We start from the raw sequence: 25,329 nt of genomic DNA on the forward strand, positions 1-25,329 counted from the left end.
CCGGCGTGACGGGCCGAGAACGGCGTCGGGAATTCGACAACCGTTTTAGGCCGGGACTATTCTTTGCCAGTATAAATGGGTAACTGCGTCATTTGCGGGACGCCTGCTGACGGCCCGATTTGTTCGAGCCACGAGCAGGACGTTCTCTTTGAATTCGAAGGTAGCAGCCCGGAACAGCTCACCTCGGGACGATTTTACAAAGGTACCGTAGACGGCTTCGCCGATTTCGGCGTCTTCATCGACATCGGCAACCACGTAACCGGATTGCTTCACAAGAGCGAGCTCGACCGCAGACTGGAGAGTCTGGATTGGGACCAAGGCGACACCGTGTACGTGGAGGTCATCGGCGTGCGCGACAACGGCAACGTCGACCTCAGCTGGTCGATCCGCCAATCGGAACGCGAGTTCCGCGGCAAACTCATCCAAGACGGGACCGACGTTCACCTCCCGAACGAGGACGCGGGCGACGACGCGGAGCGAACCGAAGACTCGTCCGCCGCTGACGAATCCGACTCCGATTCGAACACCGAGTCGAAATCCGAATCGAACGCCGAACCGAAATCCGAACCCACGCCCGAACGCTCGTCGGACCCGTCGGCGACGACCGACGGCTCCGGGAACGCGGTCGGAAGCGCCACGGTGTCCTCCCAGATGGAGGTTCCCGAACGCGTCGCCATCGAAACGCTGGGCGACCGCGTTGGGGACCGCGTTCGAATCGAAGGCGAAATCGTCAGCACGAGCCAGACGAGCGGTCCGACGGTGTTCGAACTCCGCGACGAGACCGCCGTCGTCGACTGTGCCGCCTTCAAGGAGGCTGGCGTTCGCGCCTACCCCGAAGTCGATACGGGCGACATCGCCCGACTGACCGGCGAGGTCGAACTCCGGAACAACGAACTCCAAGTCGAGACGGAACAGCTCGACGCGCTCACCGAGGACGAGAAAGCCACCGTCGAAGACCGACTGGCGAAGGCGCTCGAAGACGAAGCCCGCCCGGCCGACGTCGAACCGCTCGCCGACGACGCCGCGGTCGAGGCGATTCACGAGGACATCCGCGACGCCGCAAGTACGATTCGCCGCGCGGTCATCGAGTCCCGCCCCGTCATCGTCCGGCACAACGCGAGTGCGGAAGGCTACGTCGCCGGTGCGGCCATCGAACGCGCCGTCCTCCCGCTCGTGCGCGACGAACACGCACGAAGCGACGCCCAGTACCACTACTTCGACCGCCGACCGCTCGAAGACGGGTTCTACGACATGCAGGACGCGACGAAGGACGCGACCATGATGCTCGACAACCGCGAGCGCCACGACGAGAAACTCCCCCTCTTCGTCCTCGTGGACGCCGGAAGCACCGTCGAATCGAGCGACGGACTCTCGCTCCTCGACATCTACGGCGCGCCCCACGTCGTCATCGACACGCACTACCCGGACGACGACGTCGCCGAAACCGCGGATAGCGTCGTCAATCCGTACCTCGGTGAGTCGGGCGACAGCGTGACGGCGGGCGTCCTCGGTGCGAACGTCGCGGCCCACGTCAACGACGAGGTGCGCGACGACGTGTCCCACCTCCCGGCGGTCAGCTACTGGGAGGACACCCCGAGCGAGTACGTCGAACTCGCGACGGACGCGGGCTACGACGAGGCCCACGTCACCGCGCTCCGCGAGGCGGTCGCGCTGGAAGCCTACTACCAGTCCTACGAGGACAAACGCGAACTCATCACCGACCTCCTCTTCGAGCACGCGAAGCGCGACCTCGCCGAACACGTCAGCGAGCAGTTCCGCAAGAAGCTCGAAAACGAACTCGACACCGCGGAGCCGAACCTCACGGTCCGCGGCGCGAACGGCGTCACCTTCACCGTCCTCGACACGGACGCCTACACGCACCGCTTCGACTTCCCGTCGTCGTCGGTCCTCCTCGACGCGCTCCACCGCCGCGACATGACCGGCCAGCCCGGCAGCCAGAACGTCACCCTCGGACTGGCGGACGACGAAGTTCACATCCGAAGCGACGGTGCCATCAACGTCCGCGACATCGCGGATTCGGTGCGCGACCGCGCGCCGGAAGCCGGAATCGTCCCCGTCGGCACCCGCGACGGCAAGTTCGAATTCCTCCGCGGCGAGCGCGATGAGGCGCTCGATGCGGTCATCGAAGCCGTCAGCGCAAAGCTGAACTAAGGAACCGCCGGTTCGCGCGGACGTTCGTCTCTTCATCTTTCTCTTTCTGCCCTCACTTCCTCGATCACCACCGTTCCCTTCGTCCACCACGGAATCGGTCGTAGACGACACGCTTATCCGGCGGAATCGACGATTACGTAGCAATGAGTACCGAGACGCCGGACGCCACGGAGACGGAGGCGTTCGAGCAGGTTTGCGAGGAGCTGATAGACCGCATCCTCGCGGGCGACGTGGAGCGCGACGACGTGGAGAGCGCCAAACTCGACGCCTGTTCGGAGTACTCGTCGCCGAAAGTGCCGAAGAACTCCGAGATTCTCGATCACGCGCCGGACGAGCGCCGCGAGGAACTGGAAGCCGTGTTGCGGCGCAAACCCGTCAGAACCGCGTCGGGCGTCTCACCCATCGCCATCATGACCAGCCCCGAGCAGTGCCCGCACGGGAAATGTCTCTACTGCCCCGGCGGTCCGTCCTCGGAGTTCTCCTCCTCCCAGAGCTACACGGGCCACGAACCCGCGGCGGCGCGAGGCGTGCAGAACGATTACGACCCGTACGGGCAGGTGACGCTCCGCTTGGAGCAACTGCGCCAAATCGGCCACCCCGTCGATAAGGTCGAACTCATCCTGATGGGCGGGACGATGACCGCCCGGAGCCACGACTATCAGGAGTGGTTCGTCAAGCGCGCGCTGGAGGCGATGAACGACTACGACGTAGACAAGGAACCCGAACCGGCGGAGGGGGAAAGCTTCGCCCAGAATCCCGACGAGTACGAGTTCAAATATCTGGAGGACGTCATCGCGGAGAACGAGACGGGCGACATCCGCAACATCGGGACGACGTTCGAGACGAAGCCGGACTGGTGTGACCCCGAGCAGATAAACCGGATGCTCGAGTTGGGCGGGACGAAGGTCGAAGTCGGCGTCCAGACCACCTTCGAGCGCATCAACCGCGAGATGCACCGCGGCCACGGCGCACAAGCGTCCATCGAAGCCAATCAGCGCCTCCGAGACTCGGCGTTCAAGGTCGGCTTCCACATGATGCCCGGCCAACCCGGCATGTCGAAGGAGATGTGCGTCGAGGACTTCCGTCGAATCTTCGAGGACGAGAAGTGGAAGCCGGACTACCTCAAAATCTATCCCACGCTGGTCGTCCGCGGCACCGCGACCTACGACTGGTGGTACAAGGGCGAGTACGAACCGCTCCGCAACGAGGAGGCCGCGGAACTCGTCGCGGAAATCAAGTCGATGATTCCGAAGTACGTCCGCCTCCAGCGCGTCCAACGCGACATCCCGGCGGACTTCATCGACGGCGGCGTGTGGAAGTCCAACCTCCGACAACTCGCCCGCCAGCGGATGGAAGAACACGGCTGGACGTGCGACTGCATCCGCTGCCGCGAGGTCGGCATGAACGACGAAGAACCCGAGAACGTCGAACTCGACGTGATGACCTACGAGGCCGCGGGCGGCACGGAGCACTTCATCAGCTTCGAAGATTTTGACAAGAATCTCCTGCTCGGCTTCTGTCGCCTTCGCTTCCCCGGCGACCCGGTACGCCGCGAACTCGACAACGCCGCCGTCGTCCGCGAACTTCACGTCTACGGCAGCGAGGTCGGCGTCGGCGCGGCGAGCGAGGAAACCCAGCACCAACACCGCGGCTACGGGCGGAAGCTGATGGCAAAGGCCGAGGAAATCGCCGCCGACGCGGGCTACGACAAGGTGAGCGTCATCTCCGGCATCGGCGCGCGGGAGTACTACCGGAACAAGTTGGGCTACCACCAGGACGGCCCGTACGTCAGCAAGCAGGTGTAGTCGCCCGGAACGAGACGCTTTGCGCCTCGCTGTCGTTTTCGATGCGTCAAAAATGGACCCTCGTCCAGCCACGTCGTTCGTCGGTGGCGACGACCGCCTAAAGAGCGGCGCGAGTTGCACAGATTTATAACCGAGAAGAAAAAAGGGATAAACGCCAGTATGCGACGCTTTTCTCGTCGTGTGTTGGCAACAACTGGGACTGTGCGCTTCGTCGCGTGGGAACTGGTCGGACCCACATTGGCTTCCGGAAGCCACCACCCACCCGTCTCGCCTCTCGCCGTCTTCCACCTTCGCAAGTCAAAACCGAAACGGCGTCTCCTATCGAAACACTATCTTCTTCGAGAGCGGTCTCGTTCCGCGTCGTAACTCGAACGTCAGCGACAGCGCTCGGTTTCGAAGAGAATCGGAAAATTGGGCTTGTTTATTCGTCCTTTGTGAAGACGAAAACTACGGGGAATCGTCTCGCACCGCTCGACTTATCCCGGTTAGTTTTCGTCCTTTGTGAAGACGAAAACTACGGGGAATCGTCTCGCACCGCTCGACTCATCCCGGTTAGTTTTCGTCTTCAGTCTTAATGTCCGCCGAGAGGCCCTGTGCCATCTCGATGTCCTTCGAGTTGTTGAGCGTCCACGCCGTTCGCTCGGTGACCGCCTCGATGGCTTCGCGGGCGCTCGGGTAGCCGTTGCCGGACTTCTTCACGCCGCCGAACGGCAACTGGACCTCCGCACCGATGCACGGGAGGTTGCCGTAGGCGAGGCCGATCTCCGCGTTGTCGCGGAAGTAGTTGACCTGTCGGTAGTCCTCGCTGATGATGGCTCCGGCCAGTCCGTAGGGCGTGTCGTTGTGGATTTCGACTGCCTCTTCGATGTCACCCGAGTAACTCATCAGGGCGACGTGCGGGCCGAACACTTCCTCGTGGATGCAGCGCAGGTCGGGACTGTAGTCGATTTCGTAAACGAACGGACCGACCCAGAATCCCTTCTCGTGGTCGTCCGGGATTTCGTCGTCGTCGAGTTCCTCGCGGTCGACGAGCACGTTCGCGCCCTCGTCCTTGGCGAGTTGGTTGTACTTGCCGAACTTCTCGACCTGCTCCTCGTTGACCATCGGTCCCATGAAGGTGTTCTCGTCGAGCGGGTCGCCGACGGAGACTTCCTTCGCGGTTGCGACGTAGCGCTCCTTGAACTCGTCGTAGACGTCCTCGTGGACGATGAGGCGCTCGGAGGAGACACAACGCTGGCCCGTCGTCTTGAACGAGGACATGATGGCGCTGTGAACGGCGACGTCGAGGTCCGCGTTCTCGGTGACGACGATGCCGTTCTTGCCACCCATCTCACAGGCCGCGAGTTTTCCGGGTTCGCCGCCGACTTTGCCCGCGATTTTGTGACCGACTTCCGAGGAACCGGTGAACAGCACGGTGTCCACGCGCTCGTCCTCGACGATGGCGTTTCCGGCGTCGCCGAAGCCTTGGACCATGTTGAACACGCCGTCCGGGATGCCCGCGTCCTCGAACATCTCGGCGATTATCTGCCCACACCACGGCGTCTGCTCGGCCGGTTTCCAGACGACGGTGTTCCCTTCGACCAACGCGAGGGCCATGTGCCAGAACGGAATGGCGACCGGGAAGTTCCACGGGGTGATGCAACCGATGATGCCGCGCGGCTTGCGGCGCATGTAGGCGTCCTTGCTCGGAATCTCGCTCGGTACGAGGTCGCCGTGCGGGTGACGGGCGTTGCCCGCGGCCCACTCGACCATGTGCGCGGCTTCAACGACGTCGGCCTTCCCTTCGGAAATCTCCTTCCCACATTCTTTCGTGATGACTTCGCCGAGTTCGTCCGTTCGCTCTCGGAGTTCGTGGTAGATGTCCCAGAGGAACTCCGCGCGGTTAACGTACGAAAGGTCGCGCCACTCCTCTTTCGCCTCCTCCGCGGCGTCGAGGGCGGCCTGGATGTCCTCGGGTGTCCCGCGCTGGAACTCGCCGAGCGACTCCTTCGTCGCCGGGTTGACGCTCTCGAACGTCTCATCGCCCGCGCCGTCGTGCCACTCGCCGCCGATGTAGTGGCTGTAAACCTGCTCGCTGGCTTGTTGACTCATATCTTCGAGAAGAACTCGGACGGGTACGCTAAAAAAGACTCCCAATTCCTAACGAACGAAGCGGGTTTTATCGGCCCGATGTGATAACCGGCGACGACCATCACATCGTATTTTTCCTCTCTTCCTTCCCCGAAGTTTCTCTCTTCCTTCCGACCCGTTTTTCCACTATTCGTCTCCCCGTTTCGTTCCGCTACTCGTCTTCCCCGTCCCAGTACCCGACTTCGGCATCGAGCGGGAAGTACCCGGCCAACGTTCGACCCTCGTGGTCCCCCGGTGCTGACCCCGCGAACACGCCGAACTTCCCCGAGTCGGGATACACCGAAACGTCGGGTTCGCGCATGGTCGAGAAACAGAGGTAGCGAAGTTCGTCGTCGGAATCGTTGACGACCCGACGGGCGTACTCCTCGCCGACCGGAAACGCGACGTAATCCCCCGCTTCGAGGCTTGTCTCCTCGTCTTCTGTTCGGAGCGTTCCGTTCCCGTCGAGGACGAAAATTGCCTCCTCGTTGCCGGTGTGGTAGTGATACGGCCACGATTTTTTGCCCGGCGGAAGTTCGTAGAGGCTACACCCCAACTGTTCGCCGCCAGCCATCGCTCCGAGTCGTTTTCGGCGCGCGTGAAAATCCTGGCCGTGTGATTTTTCCTCCCAATCGAGATTCGACTCGTTGATAATTCGCGGTCGCTCGTCGGTCATATCCGTCCGCTCGCGGAGTGCGAACAAGAAGGCACCGGCGAGCGATCATCTGGTTTCCCGTTCAAGTACTGGCGAGCGATTAGCTGGCTTCCCGTTCAAGTACTGGCGAGCGATTAGCTGGCTTCCCGTTCTTCCCTGTCTTCCGTCTCGGCGAGCTTTTCGATCTCCCCCTTCGCGCTGGCGGCGTCGAAATCGTGGTCGGGGCGGATGTTCACGAAGTCGAGGAACTCGCGGGCGGCGAGGAGTTCTTCGGCCGTGTAATGCTCCCGGGCGGCTACCACGGCGTCACGAGCACCGATGAGCGGCGTGAGCGAGGCGAGCGCACAGGCGAGGTCGTACGACCGCGCCTCGTCGATTCGCTCCCCGTTCACGCTGGTCGCATCGATGAAATATATCTCCCCGTTCGCAACGAGGACGTTTTCGCCGCGCAGGTCGCCGTGTGCGAGATTGTTTTCGTGCATGCGCGACAGCGCCGCGAACAGGTTCGGAGCGTACGCGCGAACTTCCGTCTCGGGCATCTGCTCGAACGTCTCGAAGTCCGGCAGGTACTCCATCACTAACACGCCGAGGTCGTCGTATTCGAACGACTCTATCGGTGCCGGGACGTTCAGCCCGATTTCGCGCATCTTCCGCGTGGCTTCCAATTCGTGTTCGGCCATCTCCTCCGGCCCGGCGAAGTGCTCGAAGAACCCCTCGGTGCCGCTGGTGAACGCGCCGAGGTTTCGGGCGCTGGTGAACAGCGCGTGCACGAGCGAGTTCTGCCCCGTCGTTATCTTGACGAACCACTCGTCGTCCACGACGCACGGCGTCGAGAGCCAGTTATCCGCGTCGATGAACTCGACGCGAACTTCCTCGCGGTCGTACCGTTCCGCAATCTCCCGAATGACCGCCTCGATGCGCGGCCACTCTATCGTGCCACGAACCAGTCGCCGAATACCCATCGGGGGTTGGTTAGTCCCCCCCATTGATAAAGTCACTCGCTGCACGAGACCCTTCCCTTGTGCTTCGGTGTCCCCACTAACGGAGTGAGTGGGGGCTCGCAACGGCAACGCCGTTGCGGTGGTCCCGTGAACGAAGTGAGCGGGACCTCGCTACAGCTACGCTGTAGCGGTGTCTCCGCGAGTGGAACGAGCGGAGGCTCGAAGCAACGTACGTTGCTTCGGTGTCTTCAGGAGCGGAGCGACTGAAGGCTCGCCATGTCGAAGACATGGCGGTGTCTTTATAGCCAAACCCGCGCAAAAATTGCGCATGGATTTCAACCTTCCCGGCGAACACAAGATGGTGCGGGACACCGTTCGGGAGTTCTGTGACGAGGAAATCGAACCGATTGCACAGGAGATAGAGACCGAACACCGATTCCCCGCGGAGATTTTCGACGAACTCGCCGCTCTCGACATGATGGGCGTTCCCGTCAGCGAGGAGTACGGCGGACTGGGCGGCGACCAGTTGATGTACGCCCTCGTCGCGGAGGAACTGGGTCGCGTGTCCGGGTCCATCGGCCTCTCGTATGCTGCGCACATCTCGCTGGCGTCGAAACCAATCGAGATGTTCGGCACCGAAGAACAGAAAGAGAGGTGGCTGACGCCGCTCGCGGAGGGCGAATACCTCGGCTCGTGGGCGCTCACCGAACCCGGCTCCGGCTCCGACGCCAGCGACATGGACACCACCGCGGAGAAGGACGGCGACGAGTGGGTCATCAACGGCACGAAGCAGTTCATCACGAACGCCAGCGTCGCGGGAAGCGTCCTCGTGAAGGCCGTCACGGACTCCGACGCGGGCTACGGCGGCATCTCGACGTTCATCGTGGACCCCGAAGAGGACGACGGCTTCGAGGTCACGACCGTCTGGGACAAGATGGGACTGAACGCCTCGCCCACCTGTGAAATCCAGTTCACCGACTGCCGCGTTCCCGAGGACCGACTGCTCGGCGAGGAGGGCGACGGCTGGGAACAGACGAAGAAGACCCTCGACGGCGGCAGAATTAGCATCGCCGCGCTCTCAACCGGCATCGCGCAGGGTGCCTACGAGGCGGCCCACGAGTACAGTCAGGAGCGCGAGCAGTTCGGCAAGCCCATCTCGAAGTTCGACGCCATCCGCAACAAAATCGTGGACATGGACCGCAAAATCGAGCGCTCGCGCCTGCTGACCCACAAAGCGGCGTGCAAGTACGACGAAGGCAACTCCGTCTCCCACGAGAGCGCGCTGGCGAAACTCGACGCCAGCGAGTCCGCGCGGAAGGTCTCGGAAGACGCCGTACAGGTTCTCGGCGGCTACGGCTACACCGAGGATTTCGCCCCGCAGCGGTTCCTCCGCGACGCGAAACTGATGGAAATCGGCGAGGGTACCAGCGAGATTCAGCACCTCGTTATCGGGCGCGAGCTGGGACTGTAAGTCGCGCAAAAGAATCTTCGTCGGAAGCTGTTTTTACTCTACCAGACTCCCCACGAGAGCATCGTCCAGACGCCGACCACGAGGACGATGAGCGACACCAATCGCTGGAGCATGTTGCGCGTATCGCTGAACACGATGTCTCCTTTCGCGCCGTATCTCTCCTTTCGCGCCGTATCGCACTCGCATCTGGTGTCACGCCATCGCACGGGGTTTCTACACGTTCAACGCGCCGATGGCGACGAAGACGACCACGAAGAGGGTGAAGAATTCGGGAGGCATATCGCCACGATTCTCGTTTCGAGGCATAATCTTGTGAGTAGATTGAACACTCTTTCGTGTGAATATCGGACGCGGTAGTAAAAGAAGGTCCGTCAGTACGACGGGCTCTCTTCGCGCTCCCCGTCGCGTTTGTTCACGACGCGGGCGAAGATGAACAGCGCGTCCGAAAGCCGGTTCAGGTAGGTGACGGCGGCGTCGTTGATGTCCTGTTCGCTCGCCAGCGCGACGGCCCGGCGCTCGGCACGGCGGCAGACGGCGCGGGCGTGGTGGAGGTTCGCCCCGGGTTCGCCTCCACCGGGGAGGATGAACGATGTGAGCGGGTCCAGCTCTTCGTCGTAGGCGTCCATCCACGATTCGAGGAGGTCGGCGTGCTCGTCTTTCACCTGTGGGTCGTCCTCGTTGGGGTCCGGGTTAGCGAAGTCGGCCTGCACGATGTGGAGGTGATTCTGGATTTCGCGGAGGTGGTCGTCCACGTCGTCGTGGCCCGTCGGTCGGCAGCGACCGACGAGGGCGTTCAGTTCGTCCACCGTGCCGTAGGCTTCGATTCGCGGGTCGGCTTTCGAGACGCGGGACATGTCTTGCAGGTCCGTCTGGCCCGCATCGCCGCGTCCGGTGTATATCTTCATGCGAGCGACTGCTCCACGTACTGGACGATTTTGTCGCTTTCGGCCATCGTAACGCCCGAATTCTCGTTCACGAGAACGGGAACGGCGCGCTGACCGCTGACGCGTTTGACCTCGTTTCGATCCGAATGGAGCGGCTCGACCCACTCGGTTTCGTACGCGATGTCGGCGTCGTCGAGCGCGTCGTGCACCTTCTCACAGAACGGACAGCCGTCGAGCGAGTACAGGGTTATCGAACTCATACGCGAGCAATGGAACGCGAGCGTAAAGTAAGCTATCGTCGCGGAGTGAACGACCCTATCGTTGCGGAGTGGACTATCGTTGCGGAGTGGCGGATACCTCTTTGCCCATCCGTGTCGTATGTCCGTCGATGGTGGGGAACGACGTCGAGGAGTTCGACTCCCATCGGAGTCGGCCACGGACCGAACAGAGCTATGGCATTCCCGACGAGGAGGCGGGGATGCTCTCGTGGACGTTCGTGCGCGAGCAGATGGCGAACGACGAGTACTACTGGATTTGCACGAATCGACCGGACGGCCACCCTCACGCCCGCCCCGTCTGGGGCGTCTGGGTCGATGACACCGTTCATTGCGGCGGCGGAGAACGGACGCGCTGGGTTCGAAATCTCCAGTTGGATTCCAGAATCGTCGTCCATCGGGAGAGTGGTGAAGCGGTCGTCATCATCGAAGGCACCGCGGAGCGCGTCACCGATACGGACCTCGAAGACAGACTCGATTCGGCCTATCAAGGAAAATACGGGATTCACCACGGAGCGCCGTTCTTTACGGTGCAACCGGAAACCGTCTACGCGTGGAGCGACTACCCGAACGACGCCACGAAGTGGCAGTTCGGATAGTTCCGGGAACAGTCGTGAGTTCGGAGGCCGTCATATTTCCAGAGATGGTTGTGAAATGGGAGGGGGAATATCGAGGTGAGTTGTCGGGAGAAGTTGTTGATTTGTCGAGAGGAGTTGTCGATTTCAGAGATGGTCGTCCGACACCCCACGTTGCCGCTGTAAGAGGGCGGTAGAGGGGGAGTGTAGTGTGAATCGTCGAGAATCGTCGTGAAATATCGATTCGAATGTTGGACGAATAGATATAAGATTGACGGATGGTGTGCTGATGAAATAGTAACGATAACAACCAGTTGTGATCGGGAGGATGATGTGACGGTGGAGACGTGGTGACGATGGGGATGATGCGACGATGGTGTGACGTCGGGAGGACGGCGGCACCGATGAACGGTGACGAGACTAATGAGCACAGTTCGATGAACACCGTACTACTCGATGTTCGACGAACACCATACTGCTCGGTGCACGCAATTCCTGCTACAGTGAGAACAATAGAACTAAATAGCCAATCTCCTAACTGCACCGTAGAAGAGTCGCAAACCATAGGGAGCGACTCGGTCGCGTTCTTACTCCAGCGGAAATTCCACATCACTCAGAGCGAATGGTTGTGAGACTCGGAACGAGAGAAAGTGGTTTTTCGCCCTTTTAATCACTCTACTTCTCCGTTTTTCGTTTATCGGTGCACGAACACACCCCTCCTTCCCGTCCACCCCACACCCCCCAACTTACAGCGGCAACACGGGGTGTCTCAGTGCCAATCCAAATCCACACATATTTAAACAAAGCCGGACTTTACAACGGCAATGCGGTGTCCTCTCGTCGCTTGTGGACGGCCGTTACAGCGGCAATCCGGTGTCGTTACAACGGCAACGAGGGGTTAGGAATAAGCCATAGAACCGTTCTACTGTCGGTATACTAAATTTACAGCGGCAATGAGGAGGTACGTTTATATAATCTCTCCCGACATACGATTCTATAGATGTCCGAGTCAGTGGACTATTTCGGAGACGATACGGCAATCTTCAACGACAAGGAGCTTCTGCAAGTCTCACACCTCCCCGACGGCGACCGAATCATCGGCCGTGAAGACGAACTGCGACGGCTCGGTACCGCGCTCCGTCCCGCGCTGAACGGGAACACCCCCAACAACATCTTTCTCTACGGGAAGACCGGCACCGGAAAATCCCTCTGCACGAAATTCATCAGCCGCCAGATGATGCAACGCGCCGGTCGAAACGACGTCAACGCGGGTTTCGCCTACATCGACTGCCTGCAGGATTCGACCGAGACGCAGGTCGTCCAATCCATCGCCGCGCAACTCAACGACGAGGAACGGAGCGGGACGACCATTCCCGAGCAGGGAATCAGCACCTCGATGTACTACAACCGACTGTGGACCGTCCTCGAAAGCATGTACGACGTCGCCATCATAATCCTCGACGAGGTGGACAAGCTCGAAGGAATCGGCGACAAGAGCGGCGACACCGCCGGGGATAACCTCCTGATGAACCTCTCGCGCGCGAACGAGGCCGGGAAGATAGACGACTGTAACCTCGGCGTCATCGGCATCTCGAACAAGATACGGTACAAGGACGAACTGAACGAGCGCGTGAAAAGCAGCCTCTGTGAACGCGATTACGTCTTTCCGCCGTACGACGCCACGCAACTCCGAGAAATCCTCGAATCACGGCGCGACGCTTTCGTCGATGGCGTCCTCGAAACTGACGTAATTCCGAAGGTCGCCGCGCTGGCGGCACGAGAACACGGCGACGCCCGCAAAGCGATAGACGTACTCCGGTTCGCTGGCGAAGTCGCAGAAGAGGAACGCGAATCGGTGGTCCGGGACGAACACGTCGACGTCGCACAGGACCGCGAAGGAGCGAACCGCATCTCGGAACTCATCTCCAAGCAGCCACCGCACGCGCGCTACGTGCTGCTCGCGCTCGCCTCGCAGGTCCAACAGTCGAACGAGGGGGACCCCGAGATTCCGAACAAAGTCGTCCAGCACTCCTACCGCCAAATCTGTGAACAGATGGACTCCGAACCCCTGAAGGAACGACGCGTCAGGGATTTGCTCACCGAGTTGGAGTTCCTCGACCTCATCAAACAGGACCAGCGAGGACGCGGGAGGGGAAAGGGCAAACACACGGTAAACAGCCTGTACGACGAGCCAAAGCTGGTCATTCAGGCGTGTCAGAACGATTTTTGAGGCGCAAGCGCGCCCGATGACTCATCGGAACGAACGACGACATTCGGCGGACGATCGATGATACTCCGTCGATGACATTCCGGATTTGGCCGATGCTTCGATAGCTCGTATCGAACGCCGCGTCATGACCGAATACGCGCGGAACACCGGTACGTGAGGCATGCGTGAGGCGAGAATGCAGCGTCCGACCGTGTCCGACCCCGATCATTTTGTATCGTGCTATGTGGTTTATTTCTCGTGAGGGTACCGGATACCCAGCCACGGTTTGATACCGTCTCGCGTCGAACGGCTATCATGACCCGCGCCCAGGAGTTAGTCGAGTACCTCGCGGGGGTCGACTCGCTCGCGGTCGTCTGCCACGACAACCCCGACCCGGACTGCATCGCCAGTGCGCTCGCGCTCTCGGTCATCGCCGAGTCGAGCGGTGTCGACACCGTAGAACTCTTCTACGGGGGTGCGATTTCCCACCAGCAGAACCGGGCGTTCGTCAACCTGCTTCACGTCGAGTTGGACCACCTCGATACATTCGACCCCGAGGAGTTCGACCGCGTTGCCTTCGTCGACCACTCGACACCGGCGGGACATACGGAACTCGACTCAGTGAAACCCGATATCGTCATCGACCATCACTCCACGGAGAACCCGACAGCCGAGTTCGTTGACGTGCGCAAGGATTACGGCGCGACTGCGACCATCCTCATCGAGTATTTGCGCGACCTCGACATCGGAGTCAATGTTCAACTCGGGTCGGCGCTGTTGTTCGCCCTCCATCGGGAACGGATCGACTTCATCCGTAATCCGACGCCCCACGAGTACGAGGCCGCACTCTACGTCTGTCGGGATGCGGACCTCGACCTGCTCGAAGAGCTGTACGGTGCGGCGTTTTCCCCGGCGACGGTCGACGCGATCGGCGAGGCGATTCGCAATCGCGTCCAACGAGGGGCGACGCTCGCCACTTCGGCCGGGCGAACGAGCGAGCGCGACGCGCTCGCTCAAGCCGCGGACTACCTCCTCAACGTCGAAGGGGTAGATACGGTGCTCGTGTTCGGCGTCGTCAACGGGTCCGTGGAGATGAGTGCGCGGTCCATCGACCCCCGGGTTCACGCGGGCAACGTCCTCCAGCAGGCGTTTGGCGACGTCGGAAGCGCGGGTGGCCACGCTGACATGGCCGGGGCACAGATTCCGCTCGGCCTGTTCGCCGATTCGGATGCCGACGACGAGAAGCTCGTCCAGTTCGCGTCCCGGCGCGTGTTACACCGGTTTTTCGACGCCCTGCATCTCGAACGCGGGGAGGACTAGCCGGGTGAAACCAGTATCTTCAACTTCGTCAGTCACGGAGAAGCACGTATGAGCCTCGAAATGCAGCACGACTGCCCGGAGTGCGGAAGCGAACAGACGTTCTGGCGGAGCGCGAGCACGAACCTCCACCTCGGCGAGAAGACGAAGTGGCGCTGCTCGGAATGTGATTTCGGACTCGTCCGCATCGACGGCGATATCGACTCCGCGTCGGCATAATTCGGCCCGAATCTCGATTTTCGCACCGATTTCTCCCCGTTCAGTGGCGACTCTCCTCATCGACCAAAAGGGGAATTTCCTCTCGGTCGAAGGGGAAGTTCCTCATCGGGAGAAAGGAAATCCAATTTTCACACGCGGCGGTGGCTCACGCTGATGACTCTCGCTGATGACCAACCCCTCCACTTTTCGATGGCATCCATCCCAACGAGGCCCCGCTCTCCCGCTCAACGACAGCTCACCGCTGAACGGCGGTGTTTCACGTCGGTCGGGTCGGAACTGATAAACCGAATTCAGATATACGAAATCGACGTTTCACGCCAATACCGCCGATACGATTCGCGTCAGTGGAAGCCACGATACGCGACGAACACGGTCGGGTCGTCCATGGCCGCCGGCGTTCCGTACCAGTCGGCCGTCTCGACGGTGAACTCGCGGGCGCGGAACGCCTCGGCTATCGACTCGTCGGGAGTGTCGTCGTGGAAGTAGTACGGTTCAAAACCACGGTGTCGACCGTCGTTCGACTGGTCGGAGCGTGAGTCGTCGAAGACGGGTCGGTGGCCATGCCGTTACAGCCAGCGAGAAGCAAGAGGAGGACGAGACAAAACGGTTTCAGGATTTCGTTCACCTCCCAACCGAGGTGGAAACGAACGATACGCGTTGTGATACGTGACGACGCCGGAACGACTTGTGATACGAAGCGAGTCGAGGGAATTAGTCGTCCAGCGAGTGCCAGGAGAGGCGGAGGTTCCGCGCGGCGCTCGCTTGGTCGATGCGCTTCGCGGTCGTCTTTTGCGGTGCGGCTTCGAGCGTCTCGTCGTCCTCCGCGATGACGGCGTTGAACGCGTCCGCGAGTTCGTCCAGCGTCTCGCGGTTTTCTATCTCCGTCGGTTCGGTCATCAGGGCCTCGGAGACGATTTCGGGCCACTTCGTCGTTGGCGGATGGACGCCGTAGTCGAGCATCCGTTTCGCCACGTCGGCGGCGTCTTGGTCGCCCGCGCTGGCGACGAACTCGTGATGGAAGGGGGAGAACGGCACGTCGTACTCTATCTGCGAGGCGAGGTAATTCGCGTTGAGGACCGCCTTCGCGCTGGCGTCCGAGAGGCCTTCGTCGCCGAGGCGGGCGATGTAGGCGTAGGTCTTGATCAACACGAGCCAGTTGCCCGTGAAGCCGTGGACCTTCCCGATGGTTCGCTCGGGGTCGAACCGCTCGTACGTTCCGTTCATCTTCTTGACCCGCGGTGCGGGCAGGAACTCTGCCAGCTTTTCGCGGACGCCGATGGGTCCGGCACCGGGGCCGCCGCCGCCGTGCGGCGTGGCGAACGTCTTGTGGACGTTGTAGTGCATGATGTCGAAGCCCATGTCGCCGGGGCGGGCGCGTCCGAGCAGGGCGTTCAGGTTCGCCCCGTCGTAGTAGAGCAGGCCGCCCGCTTCGTGGACGATTTCGGCGATTCGTTCGATATCGCGCTCGAACAACCCGAGCGTGTTGGGGTTCGTGAGCATGAACAGCGCGGTGCTGTCACCGACCGCGGCTTCCAAGGCTTCGATATCGACGCGGCCGTCGTCCGCGCTCGGGAGTTCGACCACGTCGTACCCGCCGAGCGCCGCGCTCGCGGGATTGGTTCCGTGGGCGCTGTCCGGGACGATGATTTCCGTCCGCTGGTCGCCCTCACCGTTCGCCTCGTGGAAGGCTTTCGCCACGAGGATGCCGGTGAACTCGCCCGCCGCGCCAGCCGGGGGTTGGAGGCTGACCGCATCCATCCCGCCGATTCGGGCGAGGTAGTCCTGCAATCCGTAGAGGAGTTCGAGGGTGCCCTGCACGCTCCCCTCGGAGCGGTCGGGATGGACACTCGCGCCGGGGAGCGCCGCCACGTCCTCGGTGAACTTCGGATTGTACTTCATCGTACAGGAACCGAGCGGGTACGGTCCGCTGTCGATGCCGTAGTTCATCTGGCTCAACCGGGTGTAGTGGCGCGCCAGTTCGGGTTCGGACAGTTCGGGCAGGTCGAGACTGTCGCGGGTCAACTCGTCGGGGAGCGAGGACTCGATTTCGACTTCGACGCCGTCCTTCTCGGAGAGGAGGGGCTCGTACAGGTCGTCCTCGTCGTGTTCCCACTTCGCTTGTGTATAGTTCATCAGATGGCCACCTCCGTAAACAGCGTAACGAACTCATCGACGGCGTGTTCGTTCACGTCGGTCACGCAGACCTGTACCTCGTGTTCGCCGACTTCGTGCACCGCGAAGCCGCGTTCCTCCAGATCCGCGACGATGGGCGGTGCGGGTTGGTCGGTGTGGGCGACGAATTCGCGGAAGTGGTGTCTGTCGTTGACCGGTGCCTGCACGCCGCTGATGTCGTCCAGTCGCTGGGCGAGGTCGTCGGCCATCGTGACGCACTTTTCGGCCAGTTCGACCAACCCGGACGCGCCGAGATACGCGATGTGGATGGCGGTTCGGAGGGCGACCCACGCCTGATTCGTACAGATGTTCGAGGTCGCACGCTCCCGGCGGATGTGCTGTTCGCGCGTCTGGAGCGTGAGCGTGAAAGCCCGGTTGCCGTCGCCGTCTTCGCTGACGCCGACGAGTCGGCCCGGAACCTGTCGGACGAACTCCTCGCGCGTGGCGAACAGTCCGAGGCCCATTCCGTAACTCGTCGGGAGGCCGAGCGCGGCCGCGTCGCCGACGACGATATCGGCGCCCACCGCTGCGGGTTCCTGCAGCAGCGCCAGCGCCACGGGGTCGGTGCCGAGGCAGAACAGCGCGTCGTTATCGTGTGCGAGGTCGCCGATTTCGGCGAGGTTCTCCTCGATGGTCCCCCGAGTCGTCGGGTTTTCGGCGTAGACGAGGACGGTCTCCTCGTCGATAGTCTCGGCGAGGGAGTCGATATCGGCGTTCGCGTCGTCCGTCGCGTACTCGTCCACGACGAGGCCCGGTCCGTCGGTGTAGTTTTCGAGGACGCTCCGGCGTTCGGGGAGGATAGAATCGGGGACGAGGACGCGGTTACCGCTGGTCTGCCGGACGCGCGCGGCGAGCAGCGCCGACTCGGCCAACGCGGTCGCGTGGTCGTACATCGAAGCGTTGGCGATTTCGAGGCCGGTCAACTCGACCAGCATCGACTGATACTCGAACAGCGCCTGCAGGAACCCCTGCGTGACTTCGGGTTGATACTGCGTGTACGAGGTCAGGAACTCCGATCGGTCCGCCAGGTGGTCCACCAGCGAGGGGACGTAGTGGCTGTAGTGGCCGCGACCCAGGAACTCCGTCAGGGTTCGGTTCTCGCCGAGCGTTCGCTGTAACTCTCGGCGGGTCGCCTGTTCGGTGCGCTTTTCGATGCCGAACTCGCCGTCGAAGCGAACCGGTTCGGGGATGTCGAAGAGGTCCTCGACGCTCTCGACGCCGACCGCATCGAGCATCGCCGCCGTCTCCTCGGCCGTGTGCGGTGCGTACGGGCTTCCCGTACTCGCCTTGCCTCCGGTCATTGCCTTCGGCTAGGGAGCGCACCCTTTTAATATGGGAGGAAAGCGTTCGCGCGAGTTGCACATTCGTGTACATATTTGTGGCGTCGCCGCGACGAGAGGCGGAAAAGTATGCACGGAAACGCAAACTACTTGGTATCCTTCCCGGTTAGTTATTCGGGTTCCGCCGACGGCGGTCGCCCCGATTCTCCGTCGGCGGCGCCCGAATTACCGTCGGCGGTCGCTCCGCTCTCGTCGTGAGGTAGTGCAGAAGAAAAACATCGAAACGGCTGCCGCCGAAACGCTATTCGATCTGCTCGCGGTACTCGTCCGCGGAGAGCAGGTCGTCGAGTTCGCTCTCGTCGTCGAGTTCGACTTCGAGCATCCATCCGTCGCCGAACGGGTCGTCGTTGACGAGTTCCGGCGTATTCTCCAACTCGTCGTTGACGGCCGTGACGGTGCCCGAGACGGGCGAGTAGAGGTCGGAAACCGCTTTGATGCTCTCGACGACGCCGAGGTTGCCTTCCTGTTCGAGTTCGTCGCCCTCCGACGGGAGTTCGACGAACACCACGTCGCCCAGTTCGTCCTGCGCGAAGTCGGTGATGCCGATTTTTCCGGTTCCGTCGTTCACTGCCACCCATTCGTGCGATTCAAGATAGTTCCGGTCTTCTGGTACTTCGAAGCTCATTGTTTGTCTTTCAGAAACGGTGTGCTCTCAATCTTTGCCTTTTTCGACTGCCCGCGCACCATCACGCGGATGACGGTTCCGGGGTCGGCGTAGTCCGTCGGAACGTACCCCAATCCGATGGGTTCGCTAAGCGTCGGACTCATGGTTCCGCTCGTGACCGTCCCGATGATGGTGTCTTCGGTGCTCGTGATGTCGTAACCGTGTCGGGGGACGCCCCTGTCCACGAGTCGGAAACCGACGAACGTCTCCTCGACGCCCTCCTCTTTCGCCTGTTCGAGCGCATCACGGCCCACGAACTCTGTATCGAGTTTCACCGTGAAACCGACTTTGGCCTCGTAGGGGTTCCGCGGGTCGTCCTCGTAGTCGAAATCCTGTCCCGACAGGAGATAGCCCATCTCGGTCCGAAGGGTGTCGCGCGCGCCGAGTCCACAGGGCTGGCAGTCGAACGCGTCCCAAACGGTTTCCGCCTCGTCCGACGGCAGGATGAGTTCGAATCCGTCTTCACCCGTGTAACCGGTGCGGGCGACCCAACACCGAACGCCCGCGACGCTCGCGTACATCGCTTCGAACTTCGAGAGGTCGGCGACCGACTCGTCCGCGGCCTCGTTCACGGCGTCGGCGGCGTCCGGGCCTTGGACCGCGTACATCGCGTAGTCGTCCGTCGCGTTGCGGATTTCCGCGTCCATATCCCACTCGCTACGGAATCGCTTCCAGCGGTCGTGCATCATCTCGTCGTGACCGGCGTTCGGGATGAACAGGAACTCCGCGTCGTCGTCCTCCGAAAGTCGGTAGACAACGGTGTCGTCGATGATGACGCCGTCCTCGTCGGTGATCATCGCGTACTGGGAGTCGCCGGGAGACAATTGGGTCACGTCGTTCGTCGTCAGTCGTTGCATGAGGCGCTCGGCATCGGGTCCGCTGACCTCTATTTCCCCCATGTGGGAGACGTCGAAGATGCCGACGGAGTGCCGGACGCTCTCGTGTTCTTGCTTTATCGAATCGAACTCGACGGGCATATCCCAGCCGCCGAACTCGGTGAACGTCGCGCCCCGCTCGTCGTGTCGGTCGCGCAACGGCGGTTTCCGAAGGGGCATACCCGAACCCTCGAAGCGTAGTAAGTAATGCTTTGTTTTCTCCCCCGCGCCTGCCGGGGGCGATTCAGGACCGCACTCGGTGACGTTCTCACGCCGGTTCGACGACGATTTGGCCGTCCCGCTTCTTGAAGACGAGTCGGTCGCCTTCCTTTACCTCCTCGCCCGCTTCCTCGAACTCCTCTCGAACGGCCTTGATGAGGCTGATTCGCCAACGTTGCGTCACGGTCGTCGTCCCGAGTATCTGTTCGGACGTCATCTACTCCCCCCAAAACAATCGGTACCGTTATGGATTCTTAGCTATTTCGACTATATAGTCACATATGACGATAATGACACAAGAGCGAATCCGCGAGATACACGAGCGGGACGCGAAGAGTATCCTCGTCCGGGGATGGGAATCACCGCTCGAACCGCCCGATACCGTCGTGACGTTCGATGCCGGATTCGTCGCAACGTATCGCGGCGACTGTCCGTATCTCCCGCTCTACGTCACAACGCCCACCACGGACGGTCGAACGAGACAGCGATTCGGCACGCGAACCCTGCTGGATGCCATCGACTACGTAGCGGAGGTGCTCCGTGACGACGGGTTCGACGGTCTCTGGCTTCGACAGCATCCACATCTCGTGGATTGCTTGCACGCGGTTCGCGTCGGCGCGCTTGAGAGACGGCTAGCCGACATCGCCGCGGATACGGGGACGACACTGGTGACGTGGACGGACGCGACGACGACCGCCAACGATGCGGTTTACGACGACACCGTTGAGTCCTAAAGCCGGGCGAACAGTTTCGACGGGTCGCCATCGACGTCGGTGCTCTCACACGCGGGGCACTGGAGACAAAACGACCAGTCGAGCGGCGTCGTCTCCGCGTCCGAGACACGGATGGCGAGGTCGAGAAGCAACACGAACGAATCGGAGTGACCACAGTTCTGGCAATTCATGGGTAGCGAGCCGACTGGTGGATTCACGTTGTCGGCCAGCCAGAAGTGGTCCCGTTTCGCTACTTGAACGTTCGGACCGCCGGGAAGAAGGAAGTGGTGTTCGATTTTCAACAACTGGGAATAGGATACCGGTATTTTTTGCCACGTAATTGTTGGTAGTCCTGTACTTTCGCATGACCACCAATCACGACAGACGGACGATGTTGAAGGCGACCGGCGCGTTGGCCCTCGGGGCGTCTTTCAGTGGCTATCTCGCGCTCGGTCAACCCGATTCGAACGACGACGATTCCGAGGCGGACGTCACCGTGACCGTCGGCAGGAACGGAAACCTCGGGTTCGAACCCCGAGACGTCACGATACTCCCCGGAACGACGGTGGAGTGGGTGTGGGACTCCGACACCCACAACATCTACGTGGACGACCAACCCGAGGGCGGGAACTGGCAGGGGACGCCCGGCAAAATATCGAAGGTGTACGATGACGGTTATCGCTACGCCCACACCTTCGACGTACTCGGCAGGTACGAGTACTACTGCGCCCCGCACAAGGCGGCGGGGGCGACCGGGTCGGTTACGGTCGCCGAATCGAAGGACGACGACGCGAAACCGCCGGAAAACCACGCGACGAAAGCCGACCTTCCGGTCGAAGTCGGTCCCGACGGGAACCTCGAATTCGCGCCCGGCACGGACCGTCCGCTCGCCGTCCCCGTCGGAACGGAAGTCACCTTCGTCTGGAAATCGGACGGCAACAATCTCGTCGTTGACGAGCAACCCGACGGCGCGAACTGGCGGGGAACGCCCGGTGGGCCGAGCAGTCTCTACGACGAGGGGTACGAGTACAGCCACACCTTCGACGTTCCGGGGTTCTACAAATTCCACAGCGCACCGTACGAGAGCGCGGGAATGGTCGGGAGAATATACATCACGGAGTAGGGTTTCGGCGTTCAGCTCGATCTCACCCGTCGCGCTAGTCGTCGCTGGGGGAGAAATCGAGGCCGTACTCGGCGACGCGGGCGCGCCAGAACTCCTCGTAGGCCTCGTTCTCGGGGTCGTCGCGAACGGTGCTCCGACCGGTGTCAACGCGGTCGAGTTTGAGGTCCACCTCTTCGAGGAGTCGTTCGCCGATGTCGTCGCTAATGACGCCGGAGTGGGTGGCGTCCATGATGGCGCTCTTTTCCTGTTTGAGGACGCGGCGTTCGCCGACGAGGAGTTCCTCGCGTCGGAGTTCGGGGTTCTCCCGAAGCAGGCGGGAGATGGCCGTGTTCAGGTCTTCCTTTTCGTGTCTGTACTCGCCGCGGAAGTCCTCGTACACGTCCGTGGGGAGGTCGCCGCGGTCGTGGAGGCGTTCGGCGGCGTCGAGCGCTGAATCGACGGCACGAGCGCGCCCGAGGAGGAGTTCGTACAGTTCCTCGGTTTCGGTTCGCGTGACGATATCGAGGCTGTCGAGGAGGTTGCTCATCGTCAGCCCTTGGACGACGAGGCTGAACGCTGCGACGCCGAACACCATCGACCGGAGTTCCGAGATGTTCGGGAAGTCGCCCGGAAGTCCGAGCACCAGCGCGATGGGAATGGAGGCGTGCAGACCGCCCCAGACCATCACGTGCTGGTAGGAGAACGGGATGTCGCGCCGACTGAACCGGTTGACGGCGGCGGTGAACGGGTAGACTGTGAGCGCGCGGACGAAGATGGCGAGGACGATGGCGATGGCGATGAGTTGCCAGTTGTCCACCATCTGGTGGATAGGCGTCTTCGCACCGATGAGGACGAAGATGAGCGTGTTGACGAGGAACGCGGCGGTGTCCCACGTGTTGAACACCGAAATCTTCGTCTGGGGGCTCATTGCGTACTCCGCGCCGCGGTTGCCGGTGAGCAGTCCCGCGGTGACGGTTGCGATGACGCCGCTGACGTGGAAGTAGTGTTCCGCGAGGAGGAAACTGCCGTAGGCGAGGATGAGCGTGAGGACGATTTCGGTCATGTGCTCGTCCAGATTGACCATGACGCGGTAGATGAGGTACCCCGCGGCGAGGCCGACGAGGAGCCCACCGAGACTGGCGACGACGATTTCGAGTCCCGTCTCGGCGATGACCTCCGGCGAGATGAGTTCCGAGAGGTCCGTGTTCGGGGGCGTCTGGCTGATCAACGCGAACAGCGCGGAGAAGACGACGACGCCCACGCCGTCGTTGAGGAGGCTTTCGCCCTCGACCAACACCGACAGTCGTTCGGGCGCGCCGAGTTCTTCGAAGAGCGCGAGCACCGATACGGGGTCGGTCGGGAGGATCATCGCGGCGAACAGCGTGGCGAGTAAGAGCGGATAGCCGAACGCGTAGTGGCCCAGCACGCCGAGAACCAGAATCGAGACGATGAGTCCGGGGACGGCGAGAACGAGCACCGGAACGAGATTTTCACGAAAGCTGTCGAGGTCGGTCGTCGCCGCGCCTTCGAACAGAAGCGGCGGCAAGAGTACGAGGAGAATGAGGTCGTGTGTCAGTGTGATGTCGATGTTGATACCGAGTATCGAAACGGCGAGTCCGGCGAGGAGGAGGGCGATGGTGTACGGAAACCGTCCGACCTTGGCGACGAAGATACCCACGCTCGCTGCGATGATGAAGACTTCGAGGAGATTGATGAGTCCGGCGGTGATTCCAGTCGGCGCGACCATGGGCGAGAATTTGTCGTAGCGAGGGATAAACCGCGTGGTGTAATCGCGGGGAGAAGTTACATAGGGCTTCGTTCTGACCGGTGGTGAGCGTCGTCACTCGGGGATGATCGTCGATGAACGCCGTCACTCGCGGTCCGAGGTGCACACGAGAGAAGGGGACCAATTGAAAGTGGGAATTACTGGTATTCCGTGATGGTCACGGTGTAGCTACCCGACCCGCTGTAGGAGTCGACGTCGATTTGGAGATCCGTCGACGTGTCGGGGCTGTCGATGGTGACCGTTTCCTGACTGTTCGTGGTGGTGGACGAGTAGTCGTAGCTGCTCGGGCTCGCGGCGCTCGTCGTCCCCGTGTTGAGGTAGAGGTCGAAGTCGGCGCTGCTCGGTCCGTCGAGTTCCACGACGATTTGGCTCGGGCTGCTGTACTCCCACGACCACGTGTAGTCGTCGTAGTCGGAGTAATCCGAGAGCGACCCGCTGACCGAATCGGTCGTGGAGTCGCTGCCGCCGCCACCACCACCGCCACCGCCGCTACCGGGCTGGGTAGTGACGGCGTTGTAGGCATCGACGCGGCCGCTGCCCTGTTCGTCCGAGGACAGGCCCATATCGACGGCCGTGTTCTTGAGGTGGCTTCGGAGTTCCGAGTTGGTGAGGTCCCACTGCGAGAGCGTCAGTCCGGCGACACCGGAGACGACGGGCGTCGCCATCGAGGTACCGGAGAGCTTCTCGTAGGAACCGCGCGTCTCGGTGGTCGTCGAGAGGATGTCCACACCGGGCGCGCAGAGTTCGACCTTGCTGCCGTACTGCGAGAAGGAAGCGAGGTTGCCGTTCGAGTCGATGGCCGAGACGGCGAGACACTCGCTGTAGCCCGCCGGGTACGAGACGCTGCCGGAGCCGTCGTTACCCGCCGCACAGGCGATGAAGACGCCGTTGTTGGACGCGTAGGTGACCGCGTTCTTCATCGTGCTCGTGTAGCCACCGCCACCGAGGGACATGTTGATGACGTCGGCACCCTGGTCCGCGGCCCAGCGGATGGCGTCCGCGATATCGGACGTGGAACCGCTGCCGCCCTCGTCGAGGGCACGGCCGTTGATGAGCGAGGAGTTACCCTGCCCGGCGACGCCGGTACCGTTGTCGATGACACCGGCCGCGATGCCGGAAACGTGGGTCGCGTGGTACTCGTCCTGCGGCACGTCCGGGTACGGGTCGCTGTCACTGTCGGCGAAGTCCTTGCCCGGGTTGGATTTGTAGTTCGCCGCCAGGTCGGGGTGGTCGTACTGTGCGCCGGTGTCGATGACGGCGATGGTGACGTCCGAACTGCCGAGCGTCGTGTCCCACGCGGAGTCGGAGTTGACCATCTGCGGCGCGTACTGCTGGCCGAACTTGGGGTCGTCCGGCGTGAGAAGCGCTTCGTGCGTCGAGTTCTCCTCTGCGTATTTGATTCCTTCGCGCTGCTCGATAGCGTCGATGAAACTCTGTCGCGCGGAGTCGGGCATCGCGCTCGGAAGCTCGACCGCAACGTAGCGAAGGTGTTCGTTCTTGTGGACGACGTTGACGTCCATCGGTGCGTTCTGCATGACGGCCTGCTCGATGTCACCGTGACCCGCCGAAACACCGACCAAGATTTCGTCTTCTTTCGGTCCCGGATTACGACCCGGCGTCGCCGCCGTAACGCCACTCAGGGCCGCTGCAGCACCGACCGCACCAGTTGCTTTGAGGAATGTTCGTCTGTCAAACCGCGATGTGTTGTCGTCTGCCATACGGCAGGTTAACGAAGTCCGCACACATATTTAAATTTTATTCATTTAGGATGCTGAAATCTGCATCCCTAAAGTAATAAATGAATACAAAATTCTCGAGAACTAATA

24 protein-coding genes are annotated in these 25,329 nt (G+C 61.7%); 10 read left to right on the forward strand and 14 right to left on the reverse strand.

What is annotated here, in order from left to right:
• Positions 1–75: 75 nt before the first annotated feature.
• On the forward strand, positions 76–2,172 hold the full coding sequence (locus tag OPC11_RS03000) for an OB-fold nucleic acid binding domain-containing protein (protein WP_264780964.1): 2,097 nt from the start codon (positions 76–78) through the stop codon (positions 2,170–2,172).
• Positions 2,173–2,315: 143 nt separating this feature from the next.
• A complete protein-coding gene (locus tag OPC11_RS03005) occupies positions 2,316–3,977 on the forward strand; it encodes a tRNA uridine(34) 5-carboxymethylaminomethyl modification radical SAM/GNAT enzyme Elp3 (protein ID WP_007977794.1) in 1,662 nt (553 codons plus the stop codon).
• Positions 3,978–4,529: 552 nt separating this feature from the next.
• Here the strand turns inward: OPC11_RS03005 and OPC11_RS03010 are convergent.
• The 3 genes from OPC11_RS03010 to OPC11_RS03020 all read right to left on the reverse strand — a co-directional run bounded on the left by OPC11_RS03010 (position 4,530) and on the right by OPC11_RS03020 (position 7,703).
• Positions 4,530–6,068, reverse strand: coding sequence for an aldehyde dehydrogenase family protein (locus OPC11_RS03010; protein ID WP_264780965.1), 1,539 nt, complete (start codon positions 6,066–6,068; stop codon positions 4,530–4,532).
• 190 nt (positions 6,069–6,258) lie between these two features.
• On the reverse strand, positions 6,259–6,762 hold the full coding sequence (locus tag OPC11_RS03015) for a cupin domain-containing protein (RefSeq protein WP_264780966.1): 504 nt from the start codon (positions 6,760–6,762) through the stop codon (positions 6,259–6,261).
• A gap of 113 nt (positions 6,763–6,875) precedes the next feature.
• Positions 6,876–7,703, reverse strand: coding sequence for an RIO1 family regulatory kinase/ATPase (locus tag OPC11_RS03020; protein ID WP_264781327.1), 828 nt, complete (start codon positions 7,701–7,703; stop codon positions 6,876–6,878).
• A gap of 307 nt (positions 7,704–8,010) precedes the next feature.
• On the opposite strand from OPC11_RS03020, the gene OPC11_RS03025 reads away from it, so the two are divergent.
• Positions 8,011–9,153, forward strand: coding sequence for an acyl-CoA dehydrogenase family protein (locus OPC11_RS03025; RefSeq protein WP_264780967.1), 1,143 nt, complete (start codon positions 8,011–8,013; stop codon positions 9,151–9,153).
• A gap of 38 nt (positions 9,154–9,191) precedes the next feature.
• Here the strand turns inward: OPC11_RS03025 and OPC11_RS03030 are convergent, their stop codons facing one another.
• The 3 genes from OPC11_RS03030 to OPC11_RS03040 all read right to left on the reverse strand — a co-directional run bounded on the left by OPC11_RS03030 (position 9,192) and on the right by OPC11_RS03040 (position 10,297).
• Positions 9,192–9,359 (reverse strand): hypothetical protein, encoded by a 168-nt coding sequence (locus OPC11_RS03030; protein ID WP_264780968.1) that lies wholly within the window; start codon positions 9,357–9,359, stop codon positions 9,192–9,194.
• Positions 9,360–9,524: 165 nt separating this feature from the next.
• Positions 9,525–10,058: a cob(I)yrinic acid a,c-diamide adenosyltransferase gene (locus OPC11_RS03035; protein ID WP_264780969.1), complete on the reverse strand. Its 534-nt coding sequence runs from the start codon at positions 10,056–10,058 to the stop codon at positions 9,525–9,527.
• Positions 10,055–10,297 (reverse strand): glutathione S-transferase N-terminal domain-containing protein, encoded by a 243-nt coding sequence (locus OPC11_RS03040; RefSeq protein ID WP_264780970.1) that lies wholly within the window; start codon positions 10,295–10,297, stop codon positions 10,055–10,057. The genes OPC11_RS03035 and OPC11_RS03040 overlap by 4 nt, the downstream gene beginning before the upstream one ends.
• Before the next feature lie 128 nt (positions 10,298–10,425).
• Here OPC11_RS03040 and OPC11_RS03045 point away from each other — a divergent pair, with 128 nt between their 5' ends.
• The 5 genes from OPC11_RS03045 to OPC11_RS03065 all read left to right on the forward strand — a co-directional run bounded on the left by OPC11_RS03045 (position 10,426) and on the right by OPC11_RS03065 (position 15,118).
• Positions 10,426–10,911 (forward strand): pyridoxamine 5'-phosphate oxidase family protein, encoded by a 486-nt coding sequence (locus OPC11_RS03045; RefSeq protein ID WP_264780971.1) that lies wholly within the window; start codon positions 10,426–10,428, stop codon positions 10,909–10,911.
• A 976-nt stretch (positions 10,912–11,887) separates the two neighbouring features.
• Positions 11,888–13,117: an orc1/cdc6 family replication initiation protein gene (locus tag OPC11_RS03050; RefSeq protein ID WP_264780972.1), complete on the forward strand. Its 1,230-nt coding sequence runs from the start codon at positions 11,888–11,890 to the stop codon at positions 13,115–13,117.
• 294 nt (positions 13,118–13,411) lie between these two features.
• Positions 13,412–14,416, forward strand: a complete 1,005-nt coding sequence (locus tag OPC11_RS03055; RefSeq protein WP_264780973.1) for a bifunctional oligoribonuclease/PAP phosphatase NrnA — start codon at positions 13,412–13,414, stop codon at positions 14,414–14,416.
• Between the two features lie 48 nt (positions 14,417–14,464).
• Positions 14,465–14,632, forward strand: a complete 168-nt coding sequence (locus tag OPC11_RS03060; protein ID WP_007977818.1) for a hypothetical protein — start codon at positions 14,465–14,467, stop codon at positions 14,630–14,632.
• A 153-nt stretch (positions 14,633–14,785) separates the two neighbouring features.
• Complete coding sequence (locus OPC11_RS03065; RefSeq protein WP_264780974.1) at positions 14,786–15,118, forward strand: hypothetical protein; 333 nt, start codon at positions 14,786–14,788, stop codon at positions 15,116–15,118.
• 225 nt (positions 15,119–15,343) lie between these two features.
• Here the strand turns inward: OPC11_RS03065 and gcvPB are convergent, their stop codons facing one another.
• The 5 genes from gcvPB to OPC11_RS03090 all read right to left on the reverse strand — a co-directional run bounded on the left by gcvPB (position 15,344) and on the right by OPC11_RS03090 (position 20,119).
• Entirely contained in the window at positions 15,344–16,765 is a 1,422-nt protein-coding gene (gene gcvPB, locus OPC11_RS03070) for an aminomethyl-transferring glycine dehydrogenase subunit GcvPB (RefSeq protein ID WP_264780975.1), read from the reverse strand.
• The gene (gene gcvPA, locus OPC11_RS03075; RefSeq protein ID WP_069451746.1) at positions 16,765–18,105 is read right to left on the reverse strand and encodes an aminomethyl-transferring glycine dehydrogenase subunit GcvPA; all 1,341 of its coding nucleotides are present in this window, start codon (positions 18,103–18,105) and stop codon (positions 16,765–16,767) included. The genes gcvPB and gcvPA overlap by 1 nt, the downstream gene beginning before the upstream one ends.
• Before the next feature lie 280 nt (positions 18,106–18,385).
• Positions 18,386–18,769 carry a glycine cleavage system protein GcvH gene (gene gcvH, locus OPC11_RS03080; protein ID WP_007977826.1) on the reverse strand — a complete coding sequence of 128 codons (384 nt, stop codon included), beginning with the start codon at positions 18,767–18,769 and terminating at the stop codon, positions 18,386–18,388.
• Positions 18,766–19,863 (reverse strand): glycine cleavage system aminomethyltransferase GcvT, encoded by a 1,098-nt coding sequence (gene gcvT / locus OPC11_RS03085; RefSeq protein ID WP_264780976.1) that lies wholly within the window; start codon positions 19,861–19,863, stop codon positions 18,766–18,768. Before gcvT ends, gcvH begins: the two co-directional genes overlap by 4 nt.
• 88 nt (positions 19,864–19,951) lie before the next feature.
• Entirely contained in the window at positions 19,952–20,119 is a 168-nt protein-coding gene (locus tag OPC11_RS03090) for a hypothetical protein (protein WP_175424197.1), read from the reverse strand.
• Between the two features lie 73 nt (positions 20,120–20,192).
• Between OPC11_RS03090 and OPC11_RS03095 the strand changes: the two genes are divergently transcribed.
• Entirely contained in the window at positions 20,193–20,636 is a 444-nt protein-coding gene (locus tag OPC11_RS03095) for a hypothetical protein (RefSeq protein ID WP_018128771.1), read from the forward strand.
• Here OPC11_RS03095 and OPC11_RS03100 read toward each other — a convergent pair.
• Positions 20,633–20,920, reverse strand: a complete 288-nt coding sequence (locus OPC11_RS03100; protein ID WP_264780977.1) for a hypothetical protein — start codon at positions 20,918–20,920, stop codon at positions 20,633–20,635. The genes OPC11_RS03095 and OPC11_RS03100 overlap by 4 nt on opposite strands.
• Positions 20,921–20,979: 59 nt before the next feature.
• Between OPC11_RS03100 and OPC11_RS03105 the strand changes: the two genes are divergently transcribed.
• On the forward strand, positions 20,980–21,738 hold the full coding sequence (locus OPC11_RS03105; protein WP_264780978.1) for a plastocyanin/azurin family copper-binding protein: 759 nt from the start codon (positions 20,980–20,982) through the stop codon (positions 21,736–21,738).
• A gap of 34 nt (positions 21,739–21,772) precedes the next feature.
• Here the strand turns inward: OPC11_RS03105 and OPC11_RS03110 are convergent, their stop codons facing one another.
• Together OPC11_RS03110 and OPC11_RS03115 are read right to left on the reverse strand one after the other, a co-directional pair.
• Positions 21,773–23,464: a Na+/H+ antiporter gene (locus OPC11_RS03110; RefSeq protein WP_264780979.1), complete on the reverse strand. Its 1,692-nt coding sequence runs from the start codon at positions 23,462–23,464 to the stop codon at positions 21,773–21,775.
• A 176-nt stretch (positions 23,465–23,640) separates the two neighbouring features.
• Positions 23,641–25,221, reverse strand: coding sequence for a S8 family peptidase (locus OPC11_RS03115; protein WP_007977833.1), 1,581 nt, complete (start codon positions 25,219–25,221; stop codon positions 23,641–23,643).
• Positions 25,222–25,329 lie beyond the last annotated feature (108 nt).

It is taken from the genome of Haladaptatus sp. T7 (assembly GCF_026008575.1).
GTDB classification, from domain to species: Archaea; Halobacteriota; Halobacteria; order Halobacteriales; family Haladaptataceae; genus Haladaptatus; species Haladaptatus paucihalophilus.

Bases quoted from the DNA above. Each gene is read 5' to 3' on its own strand.
- OPC11_RS03000 (WP_264780964.1), top strand. From the start codon at position 76: ATGGGTAACTGCGTCATTTGCGGGACGCCTGCTGACGGCCCGATTTGT.
- OPC11_RS03045 (WP_264780971.1), top strand. From the start codon at position 10,426: ATGGTGGGGAACGACGTCGAGGAGTTCGACTCCCATCGGAGTCGGCCA.
- OPC11_RS03105 (WP_264780978.1), top strand. From the start codon at position 20,980: ATGACCACCAATCACGACAGACGGACGATGTTGAAGGCGACCGGCGCG.
- gcvT (WP_264780976.1), bottom strand. From the start codon at position 19,863: ATGCCCCTTCGGAAACCGCCGTTGCGCGACCGACACGACGAGCGGGGC.
- gcvPB (WP_264780975.1), bottom strand. From the start codon at position 16,765: ATGAACTATACACAAGCGAAGTGGGAACACGACGAGGACGACCTGTAC.
- OPC11_RS03035 (WP_264780969.1), bottom strand. From the start codon at position 10,058: ATGAAGATATACACCGGACGCGGCGATGCGGGCCAGACGGACCTGCAA.
- OPC11_RS03025 (WP_264780967.1), top strand. From the start codon at position 8,011: ATGGATTTCAACCTTCCCGGCGAACACAAGATGGTGCGGGACACCGTT.
- OPC11_RS03015 (WP_264780966.1), bottom strand. From the start codon at position 6,762: ATGACCGACGAGCGACCGCGAATTATCAACGAGTCGAATCTCGATTGG.
- OPC11_RS03110 (WP_264780979.1), bottom strand. From the start codon at position 23,464: ATGGTCGCGCCGACTGGAATCACCGCCGGACTCATCAATCTCCTCGAA.
- OPC11_RS03065 (WP_264780974.1), top strand. From the start codon at position 14,786: ATGACTCTCGCTGATGACCAACCCCTCCACTTTTCGATGGCATCCATC.
- OPC11_RS03050 (WP_264780972.1), top strand. From the start codon at position 11,888: ATGTCCGAGTCAGTGGACTATTTCGGAGACGATACGGCAATCTTCAAC.
- gcvH (WP_007977826.1), bottom strand. From the start codon at position 18,769: ATGAGCTTCGAAGTACCAGAAGACCGGAACTATCTTGAATCGCACGAA.
- OPC11_RS03005 (WP_007977794.1), top strand. From the start codon at position 2,316: ATGAGTACCGAGACGCCGGACGCCACGGAGACGGAGGCGTTCGAGCAG.
- OPC11_RS03115 (WP_007977833.1), bottom strand. From the start codon at position 25,221: ATGGCAGACGACAACACATCGCGGTTTGACAGACGAACATTCCTCAAA.
- OPC11_RS03095 (WP_018128771.1), top strand. From the start codon at position 20,193: ATGACACAAGAGCGAATCCGCGAGATACACGAGCGGGACGCGAAGAGT.
- gcvPA (WP_069451746.1), bottom strand. From the start codon at position 18,105: ATGACCGGAGGCAAGGCGAGTACGGGAAGCCCGTACGCACCGCACACG.
- OPC11_RS03040 (WP_264780970.1), bottom strand. From the start codon at position 10,297: ATGAGTTCGATAACCCTGTACTCGCTCGACGGCTGTCCGTTCTGTGAG.
- OPC11_RS03090 (WP_175424197.1), bottom strand. From the start codon at position 20,119: ATGACGTCCGAACAGATACTCGGGACGACGACCGTGACGCAACGTTGG.
- OPC11_RS03020 (WP_264781327.1), bottom strand. From the start codon at position 7,703: ATGGGTATTCGGCGACTGGTTCGTGGCACGATAGAGTGGCCGCGCATC.
- OPC11_RS03060 (WP_007977818.1), top strand. From the start codon at position 14,465: ATGAGCCTCGAAATGCAGCACGACTGCCCGGAGTGCGGAAGCGAACAG.
- OPC11_RS03055 (WP_264780973.1), top strand. From the start codon at position 13,412: ATGACCCGCGCCCAGGAGTTAGTCGAGTACCTCGCGGGGGTCGACTCG.
- OPC11_RS03010 (WP_264780965.1), bottom strand. From the start codon at position 6,068: ATGAGTCAACAAGCCAGCGAGCAGGTTTACAGCCACTACATCGGCGGC.